We start from the raw sequence: 20,559 nt of genomic DNA on the forward strand, positions 1-20,559 counted from the left end.
TCAGATCCCGGCCGCGATGTGCGCCATGGTGTCCCAGTCGGCCTCGTCGAGGACCTGGCGGATCGTCGTGGCGGTCGAGGGCGCGAGCCGTCCATCAGCACCGGCACGACGGGCAGTCGCACGAGCAAGCTCGAGGTAGGCATCGACTGTGGCATCGTCGACGTCGGCGGCGGCGAGCGCGTCGATATGGGCTCGGATCGTGGTGACGTCGCCCCGTACGACCGGACCGGTCAGGGCGGCATCGCCATAGGCCAGGACGTTGTCGAGCGCGGCGGCCAGCAAGGGACGCAGCACTGCTGCCGGGTTATCGGCACCGGCGGCACGCAACAGGTCCATCGACTGCGCGACAAGCGTGACGAGGTGATTGGCGCCGTGCGCCAAAGCTGCGTGGTACAGCGCCCGATCGGATTCGGCGACCCACATCGGCACACCGCCGAGGGCTTCGACAAGCTCCTCGGCGAGCGGCCGCTCGGACTCAGCCGCGGTCAGGCCGAAGATCGGTGCACCCTCGAAGTCGACCGTTGTGCCGCTGAACGTCATGGCCGGGTGGAAGGCGACCGGGCGGGCGCCCACGCGGGTCAACGACGCCAGGGCGTCGAGTCCATGGCGGCCGCTGGTGTGCAGGACGTACTGGCCGGCCCGGATCGCGCCGGAGGAAGCGAGTTCTTCTGCCACCGCGATCAGATTGTCGTCGGGCACTGCGAGGATCAGGATCTCGCTGGCTTCGGCGATCTCGACGGGGCTCAGCACGTCGATGCCGGGCAGCAGGGTGCTGATGCGCAGTCGGGAGGCCTCGGATCGGCCGCTGACGCCGACGATCGGATAGCCCGCGGTCCGGAAGCGTGCCGCGAGCACAGAACCGACCTTGCCCGCTCCGATGATGCCCATGGAGAGACGCTGCATGTGGGGTTGCCTTCCCTTGGTGTCGCTTCGTTCCAGTCCCTGACGGGTACCAGACAAACTGACCACCTCAGTTTATCCACGTGGCCCGACCTGCCTAGGGGTCCAGCCCGTGCGGTAAATCACATCTCTTGGCAGAAAACGGCATCGCACCAGTGTTTGCCTAGACTTCTCGGCATGACCTCTGGAGAGATCTCGTACGCGGGGCCGCCGACAACCTCGCGTCGAGTCTTAGAGCTCGATCTGCGGCGCAGTCTCATCGCCAAGGGCTATCAGCCCACCGTGGCTATCGACGGTCAGCGCTACGTGTGCGACTGGGGCCGCTGGCGCTTCGAGATCCCGGCCGACCGTCCGGTGCACGTCAGCGTCCACATCGAACACCGCCGGCCCGTCGGGGCGGCCAGCCTGATCTTGGACCCGTCGCAGCCGCCACAGCTCGAGTACTCTGCGCCGGCCCACCTGAGCCAACCCGGCTCCCTCGGCCCCCAGGGAACCACCACCGCCAAAGGCAAGGGCACGATGGGCTGCTTGCTGGTCGGTCTGGTCCTCACCCTGCTGTGTGCAGTGCTGTTCATCGCCGCCATGGCTCTGACGATCACTTGACAGACTAAGGAAGCCTGGCCGAAACGGTTTCGCTGCGTTCGCCGTCGGTGAGGGTCACCGTGATGCTGCCCGGAGCCCGCTTCGCCGCACCGCGCAGGGTCACGGTCCAGGCCGAGCGCTCGTAGCGACGCTGGGCGCCCTGTCGCGACGTGACGACATGCGGCTCGCCCCACTGGACGACGTCCGCGATGTCCCCGTCGGTCTTGACCAGCAGCGACGGCTCCTGCAGCTCGGCATTGGCGAACCAGGCGGCGAGGTTCACGACCAGGTCGGGTCCGTCGTGGTGCACGGCCCGAACGACCGCCTTCGCGCTGGTCTGCTCGGGCGTCAGGACGTACGCCGCGGCCGGGACGTCGCCGACACCCCAGCCGGGCAGTTGCACCACCAGACCGGCCGCGGTCGCGATGCTCGGATGCATCTCTGGCTGCATGCCTTCGGCCTGAACGAACCTCCACACGGCGGCCCGATCGCCGGCAGCGAGCAGGGCGTTCAGCACCCGGTGCTGTGCCGGGACCTCGGCGGCGTAACGATCGGACGGTGCCGCCGCGACAACTCGGGGAACCCGCTCGAACAGGGCATCGACGTAGGCATCGTCGGCGCGCTCGAGCTTGAGCGTCGAATTCGGCACGTTGTACCGCAAATACTGCAGCGCCCTTTCGGCTCGGACGTCGGGCAGTTCCGCAAGGAGCTCGAGCACCGCATCGATCGCATCGAAGCGCGCGTGGACGGCCTCCGCCGTGACCTGTCCCTGCGAGATCGACGACTCCATGCGCCGCCAGTTGTAGGTCATGACGCCGCTGATATCGATCCCGTCGGCATCTCGGTAGGCCCGCGCCGTCACGATCTGGTCACCGGCGAGCAGGACGGTCGGAAAGTCGAGTGCCTGCGCATCCCAGAACTCGCGCCGGAAGATCTTGGCGCAGGCGATCGCGTTGACCAGCACATCGGGCCGCTCGTTGAGGGACACATGCCGGGCAGGCCTAGCGTGCACGGCACGGATCCATGGCGCCGCCGGCTTGATCCCCGAACTCTCCAGCCGCTGGTACGGCATGACCGCCAGATCGGAGCCGGTCTGCTCCAGCCCGTCCATCGCGGCCCGGATCCCGCCCCGGGTCACGGTGTCGTCGGCGTCGATGAACGTCAGATAGGCGCCTGTGGCGACCGCGACCGCAGCTCGTCTGGCCGCACCGACACCGGCATTGGGCTGCGTCAGCACCGTCACGCGGCGGTCGGCCTGGGCGTGGCGGCGCGCGATCGCGAGGCTGCCATCGGTCGAGCCGTCGTCGATCACGACGATGTCGAGTCGGCGGTAGTCCTGCTGCCTGATCGAGGTCAATGCCTCGTCGAGGTGCGCGGCTCCGTTGTAGACCGGGACGACGATGCTCAGCACGGGTCTGTTGCGCTGCCGCAGCCGATCAAGGGGCAATGCGGCCATGCGCCGAAGACGCCTCCTGATTCTCACCACCGGTCGAGCATAACGAGAGCGCCGACGGGCGAGCCGCCGCTACTTCGCGGTCATCCCGCCAGCGACGAGCAGAACCAGCTGCCGAAGGCGATCGCCCAGATCGAATGGCGCGGGATCCGGCTTGCACCACGCCTGCAGGACCGCGAAGTAGCCCGTCGCCAAGGTGAGCGCCACCAGGATCGGATCGATCCCATCTGCGATCGCATCCGGGCCCGCCTGCCGAATCAGCTCGGCCAGCTCGCCGGCCAATGCGGAGTTGTCCAGCAGGTTCAGCTCCCGAACGGCTGGGCCGAACATCGCGACGGTCTCGCTCCGCGAATTCGTGCTGGTCTCGGCCAGCACGGTCATGAACTGCGTCAGGCGCTCGGCCAGCGGAGCGTTCCCGTCCGTGACGCCGGCGAAGGCAAGTGCACGACGTCGCGCTGCCCAGTCGTCCAAGAATGCGGACTTGCGCTCGAAGTAGTTGAACACCGACGTGCGGGCCACATCAGCACGAACCGCGATGTCATCCATCGTCGTGCCGTCATAGCCGCGCTCGGTGAACAGGGCGACGGCGGCGGCATAGACACGGTCTCGGCGCTGACTACGACGACGCTCCCGTCGGACCCCGACCGATTCCCGGGGTGGCGCGGATTCTGAAGTGGTCATGGCCTCATTCCAGCACCTGCCGTCGCTAGCGACGATCTGGGGATCCAATGTGATGTGCGCTACATTTTGTACTCTAGTTCATTTTTGGACTCCAGTACATCGAGGAGGGTCTGATGACCGCACCCCTGTTCCTCGCCGCGCCCCCTGAAGTCGAGACCGTGTTCCTGCGCCGCCTGCTCGCGGCAAATGATCCGACTCAGGCCCTCCAGATCGCGACCGACCATGTGGTCGAAGTCCTCGACTGCGCCGTCTCATGGGCAGGGCTGATAGAAGGCGACTACCTCGTGATGGGCGCGCATTGCGGCGTGACGTCGGCCGAGATGGCTTCGGCCTGGCAGCTCAAAGTAGGTGAGGGCATCGGCGGCAAAGTGGCGCTGGAACGCAAGCCCCACATGAGTCGGGACTACCGTCACGATTCACGCCGTGTCCCCTTGCTGAAACGCCTGATCGACAACGAGGGCATCGAGGCGACCCTGACCGTCCCGCTGCTCATGGCGGATCAGGCTCTCGGCGTGCTCTACGCCGCCCACCGACATCCCTATCCGTGGTCGGTGGCCGAGCAGGACACATTGGAGATGATCGGGCGCGATCTCGCCATCAGGCTGCGCCAGCTCGATGTCGATGGACGACGCGAGCAGCGGGTGAGCGCTGCCGAGCGCGAGTACCAGCGCGCTCTCGACACGCAGCGGGCCTGCGCCTCACTCGCCTCCGGTCTCGCCGCCCAGGACGATGCGGGGTCCGCGCTGGACCTCCTGGCCCTGGAGATCCGGGCCATGCTGGAGCTTCGACAGCGCGACGGCCGGCTCGTCCGCTCGGCAGGGACCCTGGAGGATGGCAACCCTCGCGTGGTCCTGCGGCGTGAACTGGCCGACACGGACGGATTGACCCTCTCGGTCATCGGCATCCGAGATCTCGACGAGTTCGCCACAGCGACTGTCGAGCTCGCCGTAGGGCTGTTTCGTCTCCAGCTGTTGCGGCTGGGCGAACGCGAACGGACGACCGAACGGCTCAGTGGCGAGATGCTCGATCAACTGCTGGAGGGTCGGGTCGTCGACTCCGCGACATTTCGCCAACGACTCCTCATGACGGGACTCGACAGCCGCCGCGGCCAGGTCGTCGTCGTCGGGAGCCGGCGCGATGAGGACGACCGGATCTCACAGCTGGCCGTGGCTCTCAAGGCCGCATTCGAGCGATGCACGACAGCCGTCCGCGGCGGCCGCCTGGTGGCGATCATCGACATCACCCGGCCGAGCGAAGACGTCCGGGCGCAACTTGTGACATTGCTCGCGGCGGGCTGGCACCGCGATCTGGTCGCCGGCGTGGGCCGGCCCTGCGATGAGTTGAGCGACTACGCGATGTCGTACGACCAGGCCCGTGCGGCCTGCGAACTCGGACTGCGAGGTGCTGGAAAGGGATCCGTCGTGACGGCGCACGACCTCGGCATCGTCCCGCTGGCGAGCGTGCCGTTGGATCACCTGCGCACCATGGTCCGCGATGCACTCGGACCGCTGATCGACGCGGACGAGCAACGTGGCACCGATCTCGTCGAGACCTTGCGCGTGTATCTCGGCCACGACCGACATCTCCCCGCGACCGCCTCGGCGCTGCACGTCCACTACAACACGGTGCGCAATCGCATCGTGCGCATCGAGGAGTTGCTCGAGGTCGACGTCCGCGACGTCGAGGACCGTTTCCGGCTCGAGACCGCATTGCGCATGTATGCGCTGACCGATGCACTCGTCCGCGCCGACGAGCCTGTCACGTCGTCACAACGCCAGACCGATTTGATGGCTCGTCAAGCCCTGTGGTGACCCAGGTCACTCTCGCGATGGTGGAGGTCCACTGACGAGAGGAAGCCATGAAGCTCATCGCGTTCACGGTCGACAACCAACGACATGTCGGCGCTGTCGACGACTCGGGGCAACGCGCCATCAGCCTGACCCGCGCATCGAAGGGCGATCCGCGTTTCGCCTCGATGCTCGATCTGATCGACGGCGGACCGTCAGCTCTGGCCGACGCTGCCGAGTTGCTCGAGCTCCACCCCGTCGATGCGGCCTTCGACCTCGACCGGGTGACGATCAAGTCACCGTTGCCGAACCCGGTACGCCTTCGCGACTGCTCGCTGTTCATCGAGCACCTGCAACCCGCATTCCGTGGGATGGCACGCAAGCTGGCCTCGACGGCCGTCGACCCCGAGGCCGAGTACGAACGACTGGTGGCGACCGGACGGTACGACACCCCCGATGTGTTCTCCCGCCAAGTCATCTACTACAACGCCGACCACACCGCGATCAGCGGACCAGGGGACGTCATCGTGGCTCCTCAGGAGACCCGCCAGCTCGACTACGAGCTGGAGTTCGCCGCCGTGATCGGCCGTACCGCCAAGGACGTGGGTGTCGAGGACGCTGCCGACGTCATCTTCGGATACACGATCTTCAACGACTGGAGTTGCCGCGATCTGCAGTCGACCGTCATGGATTCACAGCTCGGCCCCTCACGCGGCAAGGACTTCGACGGCTCCAACACCCTCGGGCCGTGCATCGTCACCGCGGATGAACTCGGCTCTCCCTACGAACTGGAGCTCACGGCGCGGGTCAACGGCGAGGTCTGGTCGCACGGATCCAGCTCGACGATGCACCACCGGTTCGAGGACGCCGTGGCGCACTTCAGCCTCGGCCGCACGATCCACGCCGGCGAGGTCATCGGCACCGGCACGGTCCTCAGCGGCAGTCCGGTCGAGATCGGCAAGGAGCTCAAGGACGGCGATGAGGTCGAGCTGGAGGTCTCAGGCATCGGCATCTTGCGCAACCGCGTCCAGCTCCCCTACTAGCTGCCAACACCCACGAATCGACCCGAAAGGAATCATCATGACCAAGCTCATCGATCTGTCCCGGACACTCGATCCGGCCAACCGCGAACTCGTCCCCGAGGCCTACAAGGCATTGGAGACTGTGCTGGCCCCCAAGATCCATTACCTCCACCCGGGCGGTGAAGGCCGGGACCGGATGACCGAGATCTTCGGCTGCCCGCCCGAGCACCTGCCCAATCACGAAGGCTGGGGTGAGGACTGGCTGACCGAGATGAACACGCATTGCGGCACACACGTCGACGCGCCCCTGCACAGCGGCAGCATCATCGAGGGCAAGCCGGCCCGCACCATCAGTGATATCGACCTGTCGGAGCTGTATGCCCCGGGCATGGTGCTGGACGTTCGCGAGTGGGCCGAACCCGGCAAGGCCATCGCAGTCGAGGCACTCGAGAAGGCCGTCGCCGCAACGGGTCGCGAGGTCCAGCACGGTGACGCTCTCTTGCTGCGCACGGGTCAGGAGCGCTACCAGCCCAGCGATCCGGAGTTCTTCAACTACCCGGGCATGAGCGGGGACGGCACCCGCTACCTGACGGGGCTCGGCGCAACCATCCTCGGCACCGACGCGATGGCCTGGGACCGACCTTTCCCGGTCATGAAGGCCGCCTACGAGGCCACGGGCGATCCCAAGGAGCTGTGGGACGGGCACTTCGCGATCGCCGACAAGGAGGCGTTCATCATCCAGCAACTCGACAATCTGACGGCGCTGCCGACCAGCGGCTTCCAGGTCGGCTTCTTCCCGCTCAAGCTTCCCAAGACCAGCGCGTCGCCCTGCCGGGTCGTCGCCTTCCTCAACGACTGACCTCCCCTTCCACAGAACTAGGAGCATCACGATGAATCTCCCCCTCAAGCGCGGCGGCACTCTCGCCGCAAGCGTGGCCGCACTGGCGCTGGTCGCCGCGTGCGGTGGCGTCAAGGACGCCTCCAAGAACGATGACGGCACAGCCGATCTGGCCGAAGCGTCCCTCGTGGCACCCATCGCCGGACTGGAGTGCACGGAAGGCACCAAGGCCTCGGGCGAACCCATCGTCGTGGGCGCCTCGCTCAGCCTGACCGGGCCACTGGCGCCGACCGGCCTCGTGCATGAAGAGGTCGGCGAGCTCGTGACCGACTGGGTCAACAAGTGCGGCGGCATCGGCGGTCGTCCGCTGGAATGGAAGGTCCTCGACGACCAGTCGACCCCCGCCCAAGTGACGTCGAACTACGAACGACTCATCGGCAGCAAGGTCGACCTCGTGATGGGTCCGTACGGCGGGGCCGCGACGCTCGCCGGCGCCGGTCCGGTCACCAAGGCCGGCTATGCGTACCCGACGGCCACCAATGGCGCCCCCGACAAGCTCATCGGGGAGAACCACTTCCCGGCCTGGCAGATCGGCGGCGGCGTGACTGATCCGGCCAAGATGTTCGACGCCCAGGCACAGACGTTCGTCGACGCGCTGGAGTCCAGTGGCAATCCGCCGAAATCGGTGTTCTTCGCCACCGCGAAGTTCCCGACCACGCTCAGCTATGCGGGAGCCGCCGACAAGGCTCTCGAAGCTGCCGGGACCGACGTCGTCGGCTCGGTCGAGTACGACATGGGGACGACCGACTTCAGCTCGATCGCCACCCGGATCGCCAGCAAGGACCCAGACCTGGTCTACCTGGGCTCGCTCGGCGCCGACGTCACCAACATCTATCAGGCATTCGACGCGATCGGCTACAAGCCGCGCAGCGTCTATGCGGCCCTGCCGTCACCGGCCTCGATCGCCGGACTGCAGGACCAGGTCGACGGGATGCTGATCTCCTCGCTGTACGAGAACACTCCGCCGCTCGGTGACACCGACATCGCCCGCTACTTCGCCAAGAGCTACAGCGAGGCCGCCAAGGCCAAGAAGCTGTTCCCGTTGGTGGAGACCCAGGCGGCCGCCGGTCTCGGTGCCTGGCAGATCCTGCTGACCGCGGTCAATGAGGTCGGGCCCGACAACGCCAAAATCATCACCTGGCTCAACGCCAACAAGGTCGACACGATCGCCGGCACCGTCTCATTCGACGGGTTCAACAACTACGGCTCGGACTTCAACCGCGTGACGCAGGTCCAGGACGGCAAGCGTGTCCTGGTCTGGCCCAAGGACGTCGCCGGAGCCGAGATCCAGTACAAGCCCTGAGAGCCCCGCTCTCCTGACACGGCGCGGTGTGGCGGGTCCATCAGGGACTTCTTCCACCTCTCGCTCACGTTGCTGGGCGCCTATCTCACCTACACACTGGTCACCGAGCAGCTGTGGAACCCGTTCTTGACCCTCGCGGTGACCGTGCCGACGTTCTTCGTCCTCGGCGTCGCGGTGCAGTGGTTCTTCCACCTGATCAAGGCCGAGGCGTTCACGAGCCTGCTGCTCACGTTCGCGCTGTTCATCGTCACCGAGAGCATCGTGTCGATGATCTGGAGTCCTGACCTGCTGAGTCTGCGACCCTGGCTGGCTGACGGCATGACCCAGAGCACCAAGGTCGGTTCGCTGTCGGTCGCACCCATCGACCTTGTCGCACTCGCCGTCGCACTGATCCTGGTCGGCGGCGCGGCCGTCGCATTGCACCGCACCCGTTGGGGTCGGGCCGTCCAGGCGATGCGCCAGGACGGGGCGGTGGCCGAGACCCTCGGTGTCCAGATCCTGCCCATCACCTTGGTCATCTCGGGTCTCGCATCGGCCAGCGCCGCTGCCGCCGGGATGGTCGTTGCGATGAAGATGCCGCTGTCACCCGGTCTGCCACTGCACTGGATCGGCATCGTGGTCGTCGCCACGCTCCTCGGCGGTCTCGGACGTCCTCTGGGAGCCCTGCTCGCGGCGATCGTCCTGATGGTCGTCCAGAACGCCTGGTCGTTGTGGTTCCCCCCGCAGTGGGCACCGGCCGTGACGTTCGGTCTGCTGTTCGCCTTCCTCGCCCTCCAACCGCTGGCGCGTCTCGCCAAAGAGCGCCTCACCTCAGGAGTCACCCGTGAATCACTGGCTTGATCCATCCATGCGCCGGCCGCTCATCGTGCTGGCCGCCGGCGTGGCCCTGGCAATCGCGCTGGTGCCGACGCTCGGCACGAACTTCGCCGTCACGTTCGGGTTCCAGTTCCTGATCTGGATCTGTCTGGCCCTCAGTTGGAGCATGTTCTCGGGCAACTCCGGCTATGCCAGCTTCGGCCACGGCGTGTTCTTCGGGATCGGGACCTACGCCGCAGCAGCCATGCTCCGGTCGACGGAGATGCCGTTCATCGTGGCCCTGCTCGTCGCGGGTCTCGTCGCCGGGGCGCTCGCGCTGGTCGTCGGACTGGCGGTGTTCGCATCACCGCGTTTCGCCGGCGACCTGTTCGGTCTCATCACGTTGGCAATGGCCTTCATCGTCATGACCGTCGTGTCGAATGTGGCGTTCCTCGACGGCGGCACGGGCGTCTTCGTCCGCGAGCACACCGCCGATAGTTGGATCGGTTCGGACACCCGGCACCTGTTCATCGTCGCCGCGCTCCTGGTCGCCCTCTGCGGTGCCGTCGCGATCGCGGCCGCCAACACCCGCTGGGGCACGGCTTTGCGTTCGATCCGTGACGACGAGGCGGTCGCCGAGTCGCTGGGAGTGCCGACCTACCGCTACAAGGTCGTCACATTCGCGATCAGTGGCGCCCTGGCCGGGCTGGCGGGCGCACCCCAGGCGGTCTTCCTCGGCTATGTCGAGGTCGGGGCGGTGTTCGCGCTCAACATCCCGTTGTTCGTCATCATGATGGCGATCCTCGGCGGGATGACGCGCTGGTGGGGCCCGGTCATCGGCGCCGCCCTCGTCGTCACCTTGCGTGAGGCGCTGCTCGGCCTCGGCTCGGCAGAGCTCGCCCAGGTCATCGTCGGGCTCAGCCTGGTCGTGGTGATCGCGCTGATGCCGCACGGCGTGTCGGGATTCATCACCCGCTTCGCTCCCACGCGCACCATCAAAGGAGGAGCACGATGACGCTGCTTCGCTGTGTCGACGTCACCAAGCGCTTCGGCGGAGTGACCGCCCTCGACCGGGTCAGCCTGGAGGTCACCGCCGGTGAGATCGTCGGTCTCGTCGGTCCCAACGGATCGGGCAAGACCACCCTGCTGAGTTGTATCGCGGGCTCGCACCCGGTCAGTGCCGGATCGATCGGATTCGCCGACAAGGACATCACCCGGTCGGCTCCACACCATCGCGCGCAGGCGGGGATCGCGCGGACGTTCCAGGTCCCCCGCCCGCTGGGATCGTTCACGGTCGTCGAGAACGTCGCGACATCGGCGATGTTCGGACGCGACCGGTTGACCCGGATCGCGGCACTGGATCGGGCCCGCGCAGTGCTCGAGCGGGTGGGCCTGGCGGCCCATGCCGACAACACCGTCGACGTGCTGACTTTGCACGAACGCAAGTTCTTGGAGATCGCCCGCGCCCTGGCGCTGGATCCGCAGCTCATCCTGCTCGACGAGGTGCTGGGCGGCCTCAATCCGTCCGAAGCAGCGGCCGGGATGGCGCTGATCGCCTCGCTGCGCGACAGCGGCGTCGCCGTGGTCTACATCGAGCACAACGTGCGCGCGGTCGCGAGCCTGGCCGACCGTATGTACGTCCTGAACCAGGGACGGAATCTGGCCAGCGGCCGACCGGACGACGTTTTGGCCGATCCGAACGTCATCGCGGCATATCTGGGAGGAGAGGTCAATGCTTGAGCTGAACGGGCTGGTCGTCAACTACGGCGAGGCGGCGGCACTGCGCGGCGTCGACCTGCGCGTCGAACGCGGATCAGTGGTCTCGCTGGTCGGCTCGAACGGCGCCGGTAAGAGCACCCTGGTACAGGCGCTGATGGGAATGCAGCCGATCAGCGGCGGAAGCATCGTGTTCGACGGCGAGGACATCACCGGACGCGCAGCCACCTATCGGCCGGCACTCGGAATCGCGCTCGTGCCGGAAGGCCGGCGGCTGTTCAAGGAGATGTCGGTCCGCGACAATCTGCTACTCGGGCTGCACCATCCGGCGGCCAAGCGACGGGCGACCGGCTCCCTCGACCAGGTCTACGACATGTTCCCGATCCTGGGACGTCGTCCCAAACAACTGGCCGGAACCATGTCCGGCGGCGAACAGCAGATGGTCGCGCTCGGTCGGGCGCTCGTGTCGCAGCCGGCCCTGCTGGTGCTCGACGAACCGTCACTGGGATTGGCCCCGATCATCGTCCAGGAGGTGTTCGCGACCCTCGAACGCATCACCGCCGAGGGGGTCACGGTGCTCCTGGCCGAGCAGAACATGCAAAAGGCCCTGGAGATGTCTGACCGCGGCTACGTCCTGGCCGACGGCCTGGTCGTCCTCGAGGACACCGGCGAGGCGCTACTGGCCTCCGACGATGTCCGCAAGGCCTACTTGGGGGATCAGTGACGCAGTCTTCTGACCGGCCCGGCCTCCTGGGACGGGCACCGTGGACCACCGCCGGCCCCCTCGACCAGGCACAGCAAAGGCTGCGGGACCGGATCGAGCACGACTGGGGAGGGGGCGCGGTCGGGATCAGCCCGATCGACCCCTCCGGGCGGCTCATCGGACCGTTCGACCTCATGGCCGCGAGCCCGCAGGTCGGCGGTGCGGTGCTGGACGCCGCGACCAGCTTCCGCGACGCCGGGCTGTCCGTCCTGGAACGTGAGCTGGTGATCCTGGTCGTCGCGGTCGCGGAGGAGTCCGGCTTCATGTGGGCCGGGCACCTGCCGATCGCGGTGGCCGCGGGTCTGGATCCCGGCGCGGGCGAGCAGCTGCGTTCGGGGGATGTCCCCCGGTTCGAGGATCCCTTGAGGACGGTCCACGAGGTCGCCCGCCGCCTCGTCGACGACGGCGATCTCGACGACCCGACGTTCGAACGGACCGTCGCCCTGCTCGACTGGCCCCGGCTGCAGGAGATCGTTTGGCTGACCGGGCTGTATCGAGCGTTCGGCCTCGCGATGCGGGTGGCCCGCACCCCGCTGCCCACCGACAGTCGCACAGACACAGAAGGACAGGATCAACGAGATGACTGAGGCGATCCTGCGGGACTACCTCTGGCCGGCCCTGCAACGACACCGCACCCGTCGCGCCCTGGTGGCCGGTGGCCGGGTCTGGACGTACGCCGACCTGGAGCGCAGTGCCCGGGCCGTTGCCGGGCACCTGGCGGATCTGGGCATCGGCCCCGGCGATCCGGTCGCGCTGATTTTGCGCAACGGTGCCGAGTACGTCATCGCCGACCTGGCGATCGTCCTGCTCGGTGCAGCCAAGGTGCCGCTGAATCTGATGCTGTCAACCGATGAGCAGGCGTACATCCTGGCCGATTCCGGAGCGCGGGTCTGCTTCGTCGAGACCGATCACCTGGCCTCGATCGCGACCGCCCGCGCGCTGGGCGCCGAGCCGCTCACGATAGTCCGCGACAGCGCTGACGGGATTGACGGAGCTGACGGCTGGACGAGGGCCGTTGCACATACCCCGCTCGCCGAAGAGCCAGCGGTGCCGGCCGACACACGCGCGCTGATCATGTACACCGGCGGCACAACCGGGCAGCCGAAAGGCGTCCTGCACACCCAGCGCGGCATGGCGGCCAATCTGTTGTCGCATGTCGTCGAGATGGAGATCGTCGCCGAGGACGCACTGCTGCTGACCTCGCCGTTGCCGCACAGTGCGGGCTTCCTGCTGCAGGCGGCGCTACTGAAGGGCGCCTCGGTGTTCGTCGAGGAGGGCTTCGACATCGAGGCAGTGGTCGACAAGATCACCGTCGACCGGATCAGCTACCTGTTCTTGGTGCCGACCATGATCTACCGGCTGCTCGACGCTGTCACAGCTCGCGAAGATCTCGACACCAGCTCGGTCCGCACGATCCTGTACGGCGCGGCGCCGATCAGCGTCGAGCGGCTCGAACAGGGGCTGCTGACGTTCGGGCCGGTGTTCATGCAGCTGTACGCGCAGTCCGAGGCACCCAATTTTCTGACCCGGTTCCGCCGCGACGACCACCGGCTCGATCGCGACACCCACCGGCTCGCGAGCTGCGGGCAGTCCGTCGTCATGGCGCAGCTCGTCGTGCGACGCGAGGACGGATCGCCCTGCGGGCCGGGTGAGGTCGGCGAAGTCACGGCCGACACGGCGTACACCATGACGGGCTACCTCGGACGCGACGCAGAGACCGCCGAAGCACTGCGCGACGGGTGGCTGCACACCGGTGACCTGGGCTACCTCGACGAGGACGGCTATCTGTACCTCGTCGACCGCAAGAAGGACATGATCATCACGGGCGGTCTCAACGTGTACTCGACCGAGGTCGAACAAGTCCTGGCGAGAGTCCCCGGTGTCCGGGAAGTCGCCGTCACGGGCATCCCGCACCCCGATTGGGGCGAAGCCGTCGTCGCGTTCATCGTGCCCGACGGCCCCGACGTGACCGCCGCGGCCGTCACGTCCGCGGCCCGCGAGGCGCTGACCACCTACAAACGACCCAAACAGGTCATCGTCGTGTCGTCGCTCCCCGTGACGGCCGTCGGCAAGATCGACAAGAAGGAGCTGCGTCAGACATGGCAAGGTTGGTAGACGGTCCACTGATCCTCGGCTGGGGACACACCCGATTCGGCAAACGCGTCGACGAAACCTTGGAATCGCTGATCGTCAGCGCCGGGCGTGAGGCGCTTGCCGACGCCGAGGTCGATCCTGCGGACATCGACCTGATCGTGCTCGGTCAGTTCAACTCCGGGATCAATCCACTCGGCTTCGCATCTTCTCTCGCGCTGCAGATCGACGACTCGCTGTTCGGCACGCCTGCCCTGCGGGTCGAGAACGCCTGCGCATCGGGATCGGCGGCGGTGCACACCGGGCTGACGCACCTGATGGCCGGGACTGCGCAGACCGTCCTGGTCATCGGCGCCGAGAAGATGTCTGGCGTTCCCGCAGCCACGGTCGGTGCCGCGCTGCTCGGTGCCGACTACGACGCGGCCGGCACGACGTCGGAGACCGGATTCGCAGGGCTGTTCGCCGAGGTCGCGATCGAGTACGAACGCCGGTACGGACCCGTCGGCGACACCCTCGGACGGATCGCCGCCAAGAGTCACCGACTCGGCGCATCGAATCCGTACGCGCACCTGCGCAAGGACCTCGGCGAGGAGTTCTGCTCGACAGCCTCGGACCGCAATCCGGTCGTCGCCACCCCCTTGCGAAGGACCGACTGTTCGCCGGTCTCCGACGGTGCGGCAGCGCTGGTGCTCGGCGGCAGCGCAACGTCCTCCCGCCATCCTGCGGTGCGGGTGGCCGGCTGGGCCAGTGCGAACGACTTCCTCCCGAAGGCCAAGCGGGACCCGTTGGCGTTCGCCGCGACCCGGCTCGCCTGGGACAAGGCGCTCGCTGCCGCCGGCGCCGGGCTCTCCGACCTCGACCTGGTGGAGTTGCACGACTGCTTCACGATCGCGGAACTGATCATGTACGAGGCGATCGGCCTCGCTCCGCAGGGACAGGGACACCGAGTCCTCGACGACGGGACGGTGTTGCCTGGCGGAGCGCTGGCCGTCAATCCGTCAGGCGGATTGAAGTCCAAGGGCCATCCGGTCGGCGCAACCGGCGTCTCCCAGCACGTACTCGCCTCGATGCAGCTGACCGGGACGTTCCCCGGAGTGCAGATCCCACAGGCCCGGCTCGCCGCTGTGCACAACATGGGCGGGCTCGCTGTCGCCAACCATGTCAGCGTCCTGGCGGCGACCGAGTAGGCGACCCGGGCCGTCCGGACGGGGTCTAGCCTGCTCTCATGACGATGCTCCCGTGGCGTGCAGCGTGGGAGCAGGCTCTCTACGGCGACGGCGGCTTCTTCCGGACGTCACGCCCCGCCGATCACTTCCGGACCAGCGCCCACATCGCACTGTTCGCCGAGGCGATCGCCGAGCTGGCCCGACGGACGTCCGCCGCCACGGTGGTCGACCTCGGTGCTGGCGGCGGGGAGTTGCTCCGGACCCTGGGCGAGCTGCTTCCGGAGGTGCGGCTGATCGGGGTCGAGAAGGCGCCGCGACCTTCCGGTCTGCCTGCCGAGATCGACTGGCTCGATGCCTTGCCGGCCCGGATAGACGGTCTCCTGATCGCGAACGAATGGCTCGACAACGTGCCCGTGCCCGTCATCGAACGCTCCACCGGCACCGCTCGCGAGGTACTTGTCGCCCCTCGAGGAGGCGAAGAGGCGCTCGGTGAGCCGGTCGATTCGGACTGGCTCGAACAATGGTGGCCATTGACCGAGGACGGCCAGCGAGCCGAGATCGGGGCGGCACGTGATGCCGCCTGGGCCGATGCCGTCGCCCGGGTCGACGGCATCGCGGTCGCGATCGACTACGGACACCTCGCAGACGACCGTCCGCCGTTCGGCACGCTCACATCCTTCCTGCAGGGACGCGAAGTCGACGTCGTCCCCGACGGCAGCCGCGACATCACGGCGCATGTGGCCGTCGACTCGGTTGCCGCGGAGTGCGGGGGACGACTGCTGCGACAACGCGAAGCGCTGGGAAGACTCGGCCTCGACGGTGCCCGTCCACCCATCGAAATGGCGCGCGCAGACCCCGCAGCGTACGTACGGGCACTGAGCCGAAGCGGTGAGGCCGCAGAGTTGCTCGCCCGCGGCGGCCTCGGAGACTTCTGGTGGATCATCACCGACACCGCCGGGCATGGAACACTTGCGATATGACTCGTCTGCTGATCCGTTCGGGTAAAGATCCGTTCACCCCGGTCGTGGCCGAGTCGACCCTGACGCAAGACGTCTTCAACTCCAACAGCGGCAATTACCTGTTCCAGCATTCGGTCTGGAAAGCGCTCGCGATCGACGGTGCCGAACTGGTCTCCAACGGGACGCTGTCGGAGCGGGTGGCACCCGAGCGAGGCGATGCCGCTCGGATCAACGCCGAGTTCGATCACTTCGTGGTGCCACTGGCCAATGCGTTCCGGCCGGAGTTCGCGCCCCGTCTCGACCGACTCGCCGAACTGATCGAGGGACTCGACATCCCGGTGACTGTGACGGGCATCGGCGCGCAGGCCGCCCACGGGCAGGGCATCGAGTCACTGCAGCCGATCGCCGGCACCGTCAAACGATTCGTCGGCGCGGTGCTCGACCGGTCGGCCTCGATAGGCGTGCGCGGTGAGTTCACCCGCTCGTACCTGCTCGAGCTCGGCTTCCCCGAATCGTCGATCGACGTCATCGGGTGCCCGTCGCTGTTCCTGCACGGTCGCGACTTCCGGGTCGACAAGCGCGTCGACCGGATCACCGCCGACAGCCCGCTCGCGCTCAATCTGACGCCGGAGGTCCCCGGAATCGGCGCCTTCGCCACCGCCCAGGCCGGGCGGCACCCGAACCTGACCTATATCGGTCAGGACGCCCATGACCTGCGACTGCTGCTCTGGGGCACACCATTCCCGCACGTCGAGGACCCCCTGGTGCCGGTGCACCTCGAGCATCCGATCTATCAGCAGGACCGTATGCGCCTGTTCCTCGACACCTGGACCTGGTACGACTTCTGCGCCACGCAGGACTTCGCGTACGGCACCCGGTTCCACGGCAATGTCGCCGCGTTGCTGGGCGGCACCCCCGCGATGCTTCTGGCACATGACTCCCGCACCCTCGAACTCGCCGAGTACCACCAGATGCCGTTCACGACGATGCCCTCGTTCAACGCCGATCTACGGGCCGAAGAACTCTACGAGGCCACAGACCTGTCCGCGTTCAACTCCGCGCTTCCGCAGGGCTTCGACCGCTACACCGCATTCCTCGAACGAAACGGCCTGCAGCACATCTGGACCGAAGGCAATGGAACCGGCGACTTCGATCAACGTCTGGCCGCGGCGAAACTCCCCCGACCCGTGCACCCGCTGATCGCTTCAGACGGCCATGAGATCGCCTCGAGGCTCAAATGGCTGCGCGACGGCATGGTCCTCGACATCACCCGCCACCCCCAGGCCTATGAGTTGCCGTTCGCGCACCCGCCGTGGAATGGTGCCGGCAGCCGCCACGCCCGCATCCAAGCTCAGACCGCCGAGAAACTGGCCGGCCAGAAGGGCCAGATCGACGAGCTGTACGCCCGGCTCGAGCGCATCGAACGGCGCTCACCCTGGGGCTTCACGCAGCGACTGTTCCGCAAGATCCGGCGAGCGTTCGGTCGCCCATGACCGAAGTCACCGCGAGCGTCGGCGCCGGCTTCGCCACGACCGACATGGTGCTCAACATCGGTCCCCAGCACCCGGCCACGCACGGTGTGCTGCGCCTGCGACTGACGCTGGACGGCGAACGGGTGCGGGCCTGCGAGCCGATCATCGGCTACATGCATCGGGGCGTCGAGAAGCTCTTTGAAGTGCGGGACTATCGCCAGATCATCATGCTGGCCAATCGACACGATTGGCTGAGCGCCTTCTCCTCCGAACTCGGCGTCGCGCTCGCGGTCGAAGACATGCTGGGCATGGAGGTGCCCGAACGGGCGACCTGGATCCGCACGCTTCTGGCCGAGCTCAACCGGGTGCTGAACCATTTGATGTTCCTCGGTTCCTATCCGCTGGAGCTCGGTGCGATCACACCGGTCTTCTACGCATTCCGTGAACGCGAGACGATCCAAGAGGTCATGGAGGAAGTCTCCGGCGGCCGGATGCACTACATGTTCAACCGGGTCGGCGGGCTGAAGGAGGACATTCCGGCCGGCTGGACCGGACGCGCGTCGGCTGCGATCGCCACGGTCCGCACCCGGCTGACCGAACTCGAAGACCTGATCTTCGGCAATGAGATCTTCCGCGCCCGCACCGTCGGCGTCGGCGTGCTCTCGTCGTCGCTGGTGGAGTCGTACGGCGTCTCCGGTCCCATCGCACGTGCTTCGGGGCTCGACTTCGACCTGCGCCGTGACGAGCCGTATCTCGCGTACGGCGAACTGCAGGACGTCTTGCGGGTCCCGGTCATGACTGCCGGCGACTGCCACGCCCGGTTCGCGGTGCTGCTGGAGCAGACCAAGGTGTCGCTCGACCTCGCTGATGCGTGCCTGGCCCGGCTGGCCGAACTGGCTCCCGGACCCGTCAACGTCCGGCTACCCAAGATCCTCAAGGCACCCGAGGGTTCGACGTACGTCTGGACCGAGAATCCGCTGGGTCTCAACGGCTACTACCTGGTCTCCCGCGGAGAGAAGACCCCCTGGCGGCTCAAACTGCGATCGGCGTCGTTCAACAATGTCGCGGTGCTGCCCGAGATCGTCAGCGGGACCGTCGTCGCCGATCTCGTGGCAATCCTCGGCTCGATGTTCTTCGTCGTCGGCGACATCGACAAATAGCCCTCCCCGCGATGAGTCACTCAATTACCGCCCGCGAGTCACTCAGGTGCGACCAGGCGACTCGCGACCTGTAATTCAGTGACTCGCGAGCGTTAGGGTCGGGGGATGACTGAGCAGCGCATCGCGACCCCTATGGACGATCTCGCCGAAACTTGGCTCGACACCCTCCTGGATCTGCAGCCGGAGCTCCACGTGCACTTGGGTAGGCCCGGTCGCGAGTCCGACTACGCCGACCGCTCCCCCGACGGCGTCGCAGCGTACGCCGAGGCAGCCCGGGGGATGCTCGCGCGCGTTCGCCGTGCCGAGGTGCACGACGACGTCGACGCCATCACGCAGGCCGAGCTGATCCGCACGCTCGAGTTGGACGTCGAGAAGGTCGAGGCCGGCTTTTGGCAGCGTGACCTCAATGTCATCGCCTCGCCGCCTCAGGAACTGCGTGACATCTTCGACCTGATGTCCACCGAGACCGACGATGACTGGTCGCACATCGCCGGCCGAATGCGCAACATCCCGGCCGCGATGGACGGTTACCTCAACTCGCTGCGGATCGGCATCGCCACCGGGAACGTCCCCGCGATCCGCCAGGTGCGTGAGGTTCTCGACCAAGCCCGCAAACAGACCGGCGGCGACAGCTTCTTCGCCGAGCTGGCCGCCCGCGCAGACGTCCCTGCGGCCCTCGGCTCAGATCTCGCCGAGGGCGCCCGTGAGGCGGCCGAGGCCTACACGTCGCTCGTGCGGTTCCTCGAAGACGACCTGGCACCACACGCCGCCGAGAACGATGCGGTGGGGCGCGATCACTACGCCTTGGCATCGCGAGACTTCGTGGGAGCCGAGATCGATCTCGACGAGACCTACGAGTGGGGAATCGAGGAACTGCGCCGCATGGTCGACGAGCAGGAGCACATCGCACAAGAGATCCTCCCCGGAGCCGGAGTCGCCGAGGCCATCGCGCACCTGGAGACCGATTCGGCGCGAAAACTCCACGGCACCGACGCCCTCCAGAAGTGGATGCAGGAGACGAGCGATCGCGCAGTCGCTGAACTCGGCCGGACCCACTTCGACATCCCCGAGCCGATGCGCCGACTCGAATGCATGATCGCGCCGACCGACGAGGGCGGTATCTACTACACGCCGCCGAGCGAGGACTTCTCCCGAGCCGGTCGGATGTGGTGGAGCGTCCCCGAGGGGGTCACCGAGTTCGACACCTGGCGCGAACTCACAACGGTGTATCACGAGGGCGTTCCCGGCCACCATCTCCAGTGTGGGATCGCGGTGCACAACAGCGCCGAGCTCAATGGCTGGCGCCGGCTCAACTGGAACTCCGGACACGGCGAGGGCTGGGCGCTGTACGCCGAGCGTCTCATGTCCGATCTCGGCTATCTCGACGATCCGGCCGATCGACTCGGCATGCTCGACGGTCAGCGCATGCGCGCCGCACGGGTCGTCCTCGACATCGGGGTCCACCTGGGCAAGCCCAAGCCCGACGGCAGCGGAACCTGGACCGGTGAGGACGCCTTCACGTTCATGGCTCAGCACGTCAACATGAACGATGCATTCGTCCGCTTCGAGGTCAACCGCTACCTCGGCTGGCCCGGACAGGCACCGTCGTACAAGGTCGGTCAGCGCATGTGGGAGCAGCTCAGGGACGACTGGGTGGCCGTCCATGGCGACGATCTCAAGCCATTCCACCGCCAGGCCCTGGCAGTGGGCAGCGTGGGGCTCGGAACCCTCCGCAAGGCTCTCCTCAGCCCCCAACGCTCATGAGTCACTCGGTTACCGCCGATGAGTCACTCGGTTACCGCCGATGAGTC

At 67.0% G+C, this 20,559-nt stretch carries 19 protein-coding genes; 16 read left to right on the forward strand and 3 right to left on the reverse strand.

Translation table 11 applies throughout. The features are described 5' to 3' along the window. Window positions 1-903, reverse strand: coding sequence for a Rossmann-like and DUF2520 domain-containing protein (locus tag ACXJKC_RS12145; protein WP_456696977.1), 903 nt, complete (start codon window positions 901-903; stop codon window positions 1-3). A gap of 174 nt (window positions 904-1,077) precedes the next feature. Here ACXJKC_RS12145 and ACXJKC_RS12150 point away from each other — a divergent pair, with 174 nt between their 5' ends. After that, the gene (locus ACXJKC_RS12150; protein WP_456696978.1) at window positions 1,078-1,503 is read left to right on the forward strand and encodes a hypothetical protein; all 426 of its coding nucleotides are present in this window, start codon (window positions 1,078-1,080) and stop codon (window positions 1,501-1,503) included. Window positions 1,504-1,507: 4 nt separating this feature from the next. Here ACXJKC_RS12150 and ACXJKC_RS12155 read toward each other — a convergent pair whose 3' ends face one another. Both ACXJKC_RS12155 and ACXJKC_RS12160 read right to left on the reverse strand, forming a co-directional pair. Beyond that, window positions 1,508-2,938 carry a glycosyltransferase family 2 protein gene (locus tag ACXJKC_RS12155; RefSeq protein ID WP_456696979.1) on the reverse strand — a complete coding sequence of 477 codons (1,431 nt, stop codon included), beginning with the start codon at window positions 2,936-2,938 and terminating at the stop codon, window positions 1,508-1,510. Between the two features lie 69 nt (window positions 2,939-3,007). Next, a complete protein-coding gene (locus ACXJKC_RS12160) occupies window positions 3,008-3,616 on the reverse strand; it encodes a TetR/AcrR family transcriptional regulator (RefSeq protein WP_456696980.1) in 609 nt (202 codons plus the stop codon). A 113-nt stretch (window positions 3,617-3,729) separates the two neighbouring features. Between ACXJKC_RS12160 and ACXJKC_RS12165 the strand changes: the two genes are divergently transcribed. The 15 genes from ACXJKC_RS12165 to ACXJKC_RS12235 all read left to right on the forward strand — a co-directional run bounded on the left by ACXJKC_RS12165 (window position 3,730) and on the right by ACXJKC_RS12235 (window position 20,512). Then, window positions 3,730-5,427: a helix-turn-helix domain-containing protein gene (locus ACXJKC_RS12165; RefSeq protein WP_456696981.1), complete on the forward strand. Its 1,698-nt coding sequence runs from the start codon at window positions 3,730-3,732 to the stop codon at window positions 5,425-5,427. 47 nt (window positions 5,428-5,474) lie between these two features. Then, a complete protein-coding gene (locus ACXJKC_RS12170; protein ID WP_456696982.1) occupies window positions 5,475-6,446 on the forward strand; it encodes a fumarylacetoacetate hydrolase family protein in 972 nt (323 codons plus the stop codon). Window positions 6,447-6,483: 37 nt separating this feature from the next. Continuing rightward, a complete protein-coding gene (locus ACXJKC_RS12175; protein ID WP_456696983.1) occupies window positions 6,484-7,284 on the forward strand; it encodes a cyclase family protein in 801 nt (266 codons plus the stop codon). 31 nt (window positions 7,285-7,315) lie between these two features. Continuing rightward, a complete protein-coding gene (locus ACXJKC_RS12180) occupies window positions 7,316-8,626 on the forward strand; it encodes an ABC transporter substrate-binding protein (protein ID WP_456696984.1) in 1,311 nt (436 codons plus the stop codon). Window positions 8,627-8,665: 39 nt separating this feature from the next. Further along, entirely contained in the window at window positions 8,666-9,466 is an 801-nt protein-coding gene (locus ACXJKC_RS12185; RefSeq protein WP_456697060.1) for an ABC transporter permease subunit, read from the forward strand. Next, the gene (locus ACXJKC_RS12190; protein WP_456696985.1) at window positions 9,450-10,436 is read left to right on the forward strand and encodes a branched-chain amino acid ABC transporter permease; all 987 of its coding nucleotides are present in this window, start codon (window positions 9,450-9,452) and stop codon (window positions 10,434-10,436) included. Before ACXJKC_RS12185 ends, ACXJKC_RS12190 begins: the two co-directional genes overlap by 17 nt. Then, complete coding sequence (locus ACXJKC_RS12195) at window positions 10,433-11,161, forward strand: ABC transporter ATP-binding protein (protein ID WP_456696986.1); 729 nt, start codon at window positions 10,433-10,435, stop codon at window positions 11,159-11,161. Before ACXJKC_RS12190 ends, ACXJKC_RS12195 begins: the two co-directional genes overlap by 4 nt. Then, a complete protein-coding gene (locus ACXJKC_RS12200; RefSeq protein ID WP_456696987.1) occupies window positions 11,154-11,861 on the forward strand; it encodes an ABC transporter ATP-binding protein in 708 nt (235 codons plus the stop codon). Before ACXJKC_RS12195 ends, ACXJKC_RS12200 begins: the two co-directional genes overlap by 8 nt. Further along, the gene (locus ACXJKC_RS12205; protein ID WP_456696988.1) at window positions 11,858-12,487 is read left to right on the forward strand and encodes a carboxymuconolactone decarboxylase family protein; all 630 of its coding nucleotides are present in this window, start codon (window positions 11,858-11,860) and stop codon (window positions 12,485-12,487) included. Before ACXJKC_RS12200 ends, ACXJKC_RS12205 begins: the two co-directional genes overlap by 4 nt. Next, window positions 12,480-14,015, forward strand: coding sequence for a class I adenylate-forming enzyme family protein (locus ACXJKC_RS12210; protein WP_456696989.1), 1,536 nt, complete (start codon window positions 12,480-12,482; stop codon window positions 14,013-14,015). The genes ACXJKC_RS12205 and ACXJKC_RS12210 overlap by 8 nt, the downstream gene beginning before the upstream one ends. Beyond that, window positions 14,000-15,178: a thiolase domain-containing protein gene (locus ACXJKC_RS12215; RefSeq protein ID WP_456696990.1), complete on the forward strand. Its 1,179-nt coding sequence runs from the start codon at window positions 14,000-14,002 to the stop codon at window positions 15,176-15,178. The genes ACXJKC_RS12210 and ACXJKC_RS12215 overlap by 16 nt, the downstream gene beginning before the upstream one ends. Before the next feature lie 38 nt (window positions 15,179-15,216). Then, a complete protein-coding gene (locus ACXJKC_RS12220) occupies window positions 15,217-16,137 on the forward strand; it encodes an SAM-dependent methyltransferase (protein WP_456696991.1) in 921 nt (306 codons plus the stop codon). Further along, window positions 16,134-17,609, forward strand: coding sequence for a polysaccharide pyruvyl transferase family protein (locus ACXJKC_RS12225; protein ID WP_456696992.1), 1,476 nt, complete (start codon window positions 16,134-16,136; stop codon window positions 17,607-17,609). The genes ACXJKC_RS12220 and ACXJKC_RS12225 overlap by 4 nt, the downstream gene beginning before the upstream one ends. Beyond that, window positions 17,606-18,748, forward strand: coding sequence for an NADH-quinone oxidoreductase subunit D (locus ACXJKC_RS12230; protein WP_456696993.1), 1,143 nt, complete (start codon window positions 17,606-17,608; stop codon window positions 18,746-18,748). Before ACXJKC_RS12225 ends, ACXJKC_RS12230 begins: the two co-directional genes overlap by 4 nt. 105 nt (window positions 18,749-18,853) lie before the next feature. Then, window positions 18,854-20,512, forward strand: a complete 1,659-nt coding sequence (locus ACXJKC_RS12235) for a DUF885 domain-containing protein (RefSeq protein ID WP_456696994.1) — start codon at window positions 18,854-18,856, stop codon at window positions 20,510-20,512. The last annotated feature ends 47 nt before the right edge of the window (window positions 20,513-20,559 follow it).

The sequence above is a fragment of the Aeromicrobium sp. P5_D10 genome (assembly GCF_054049535.1).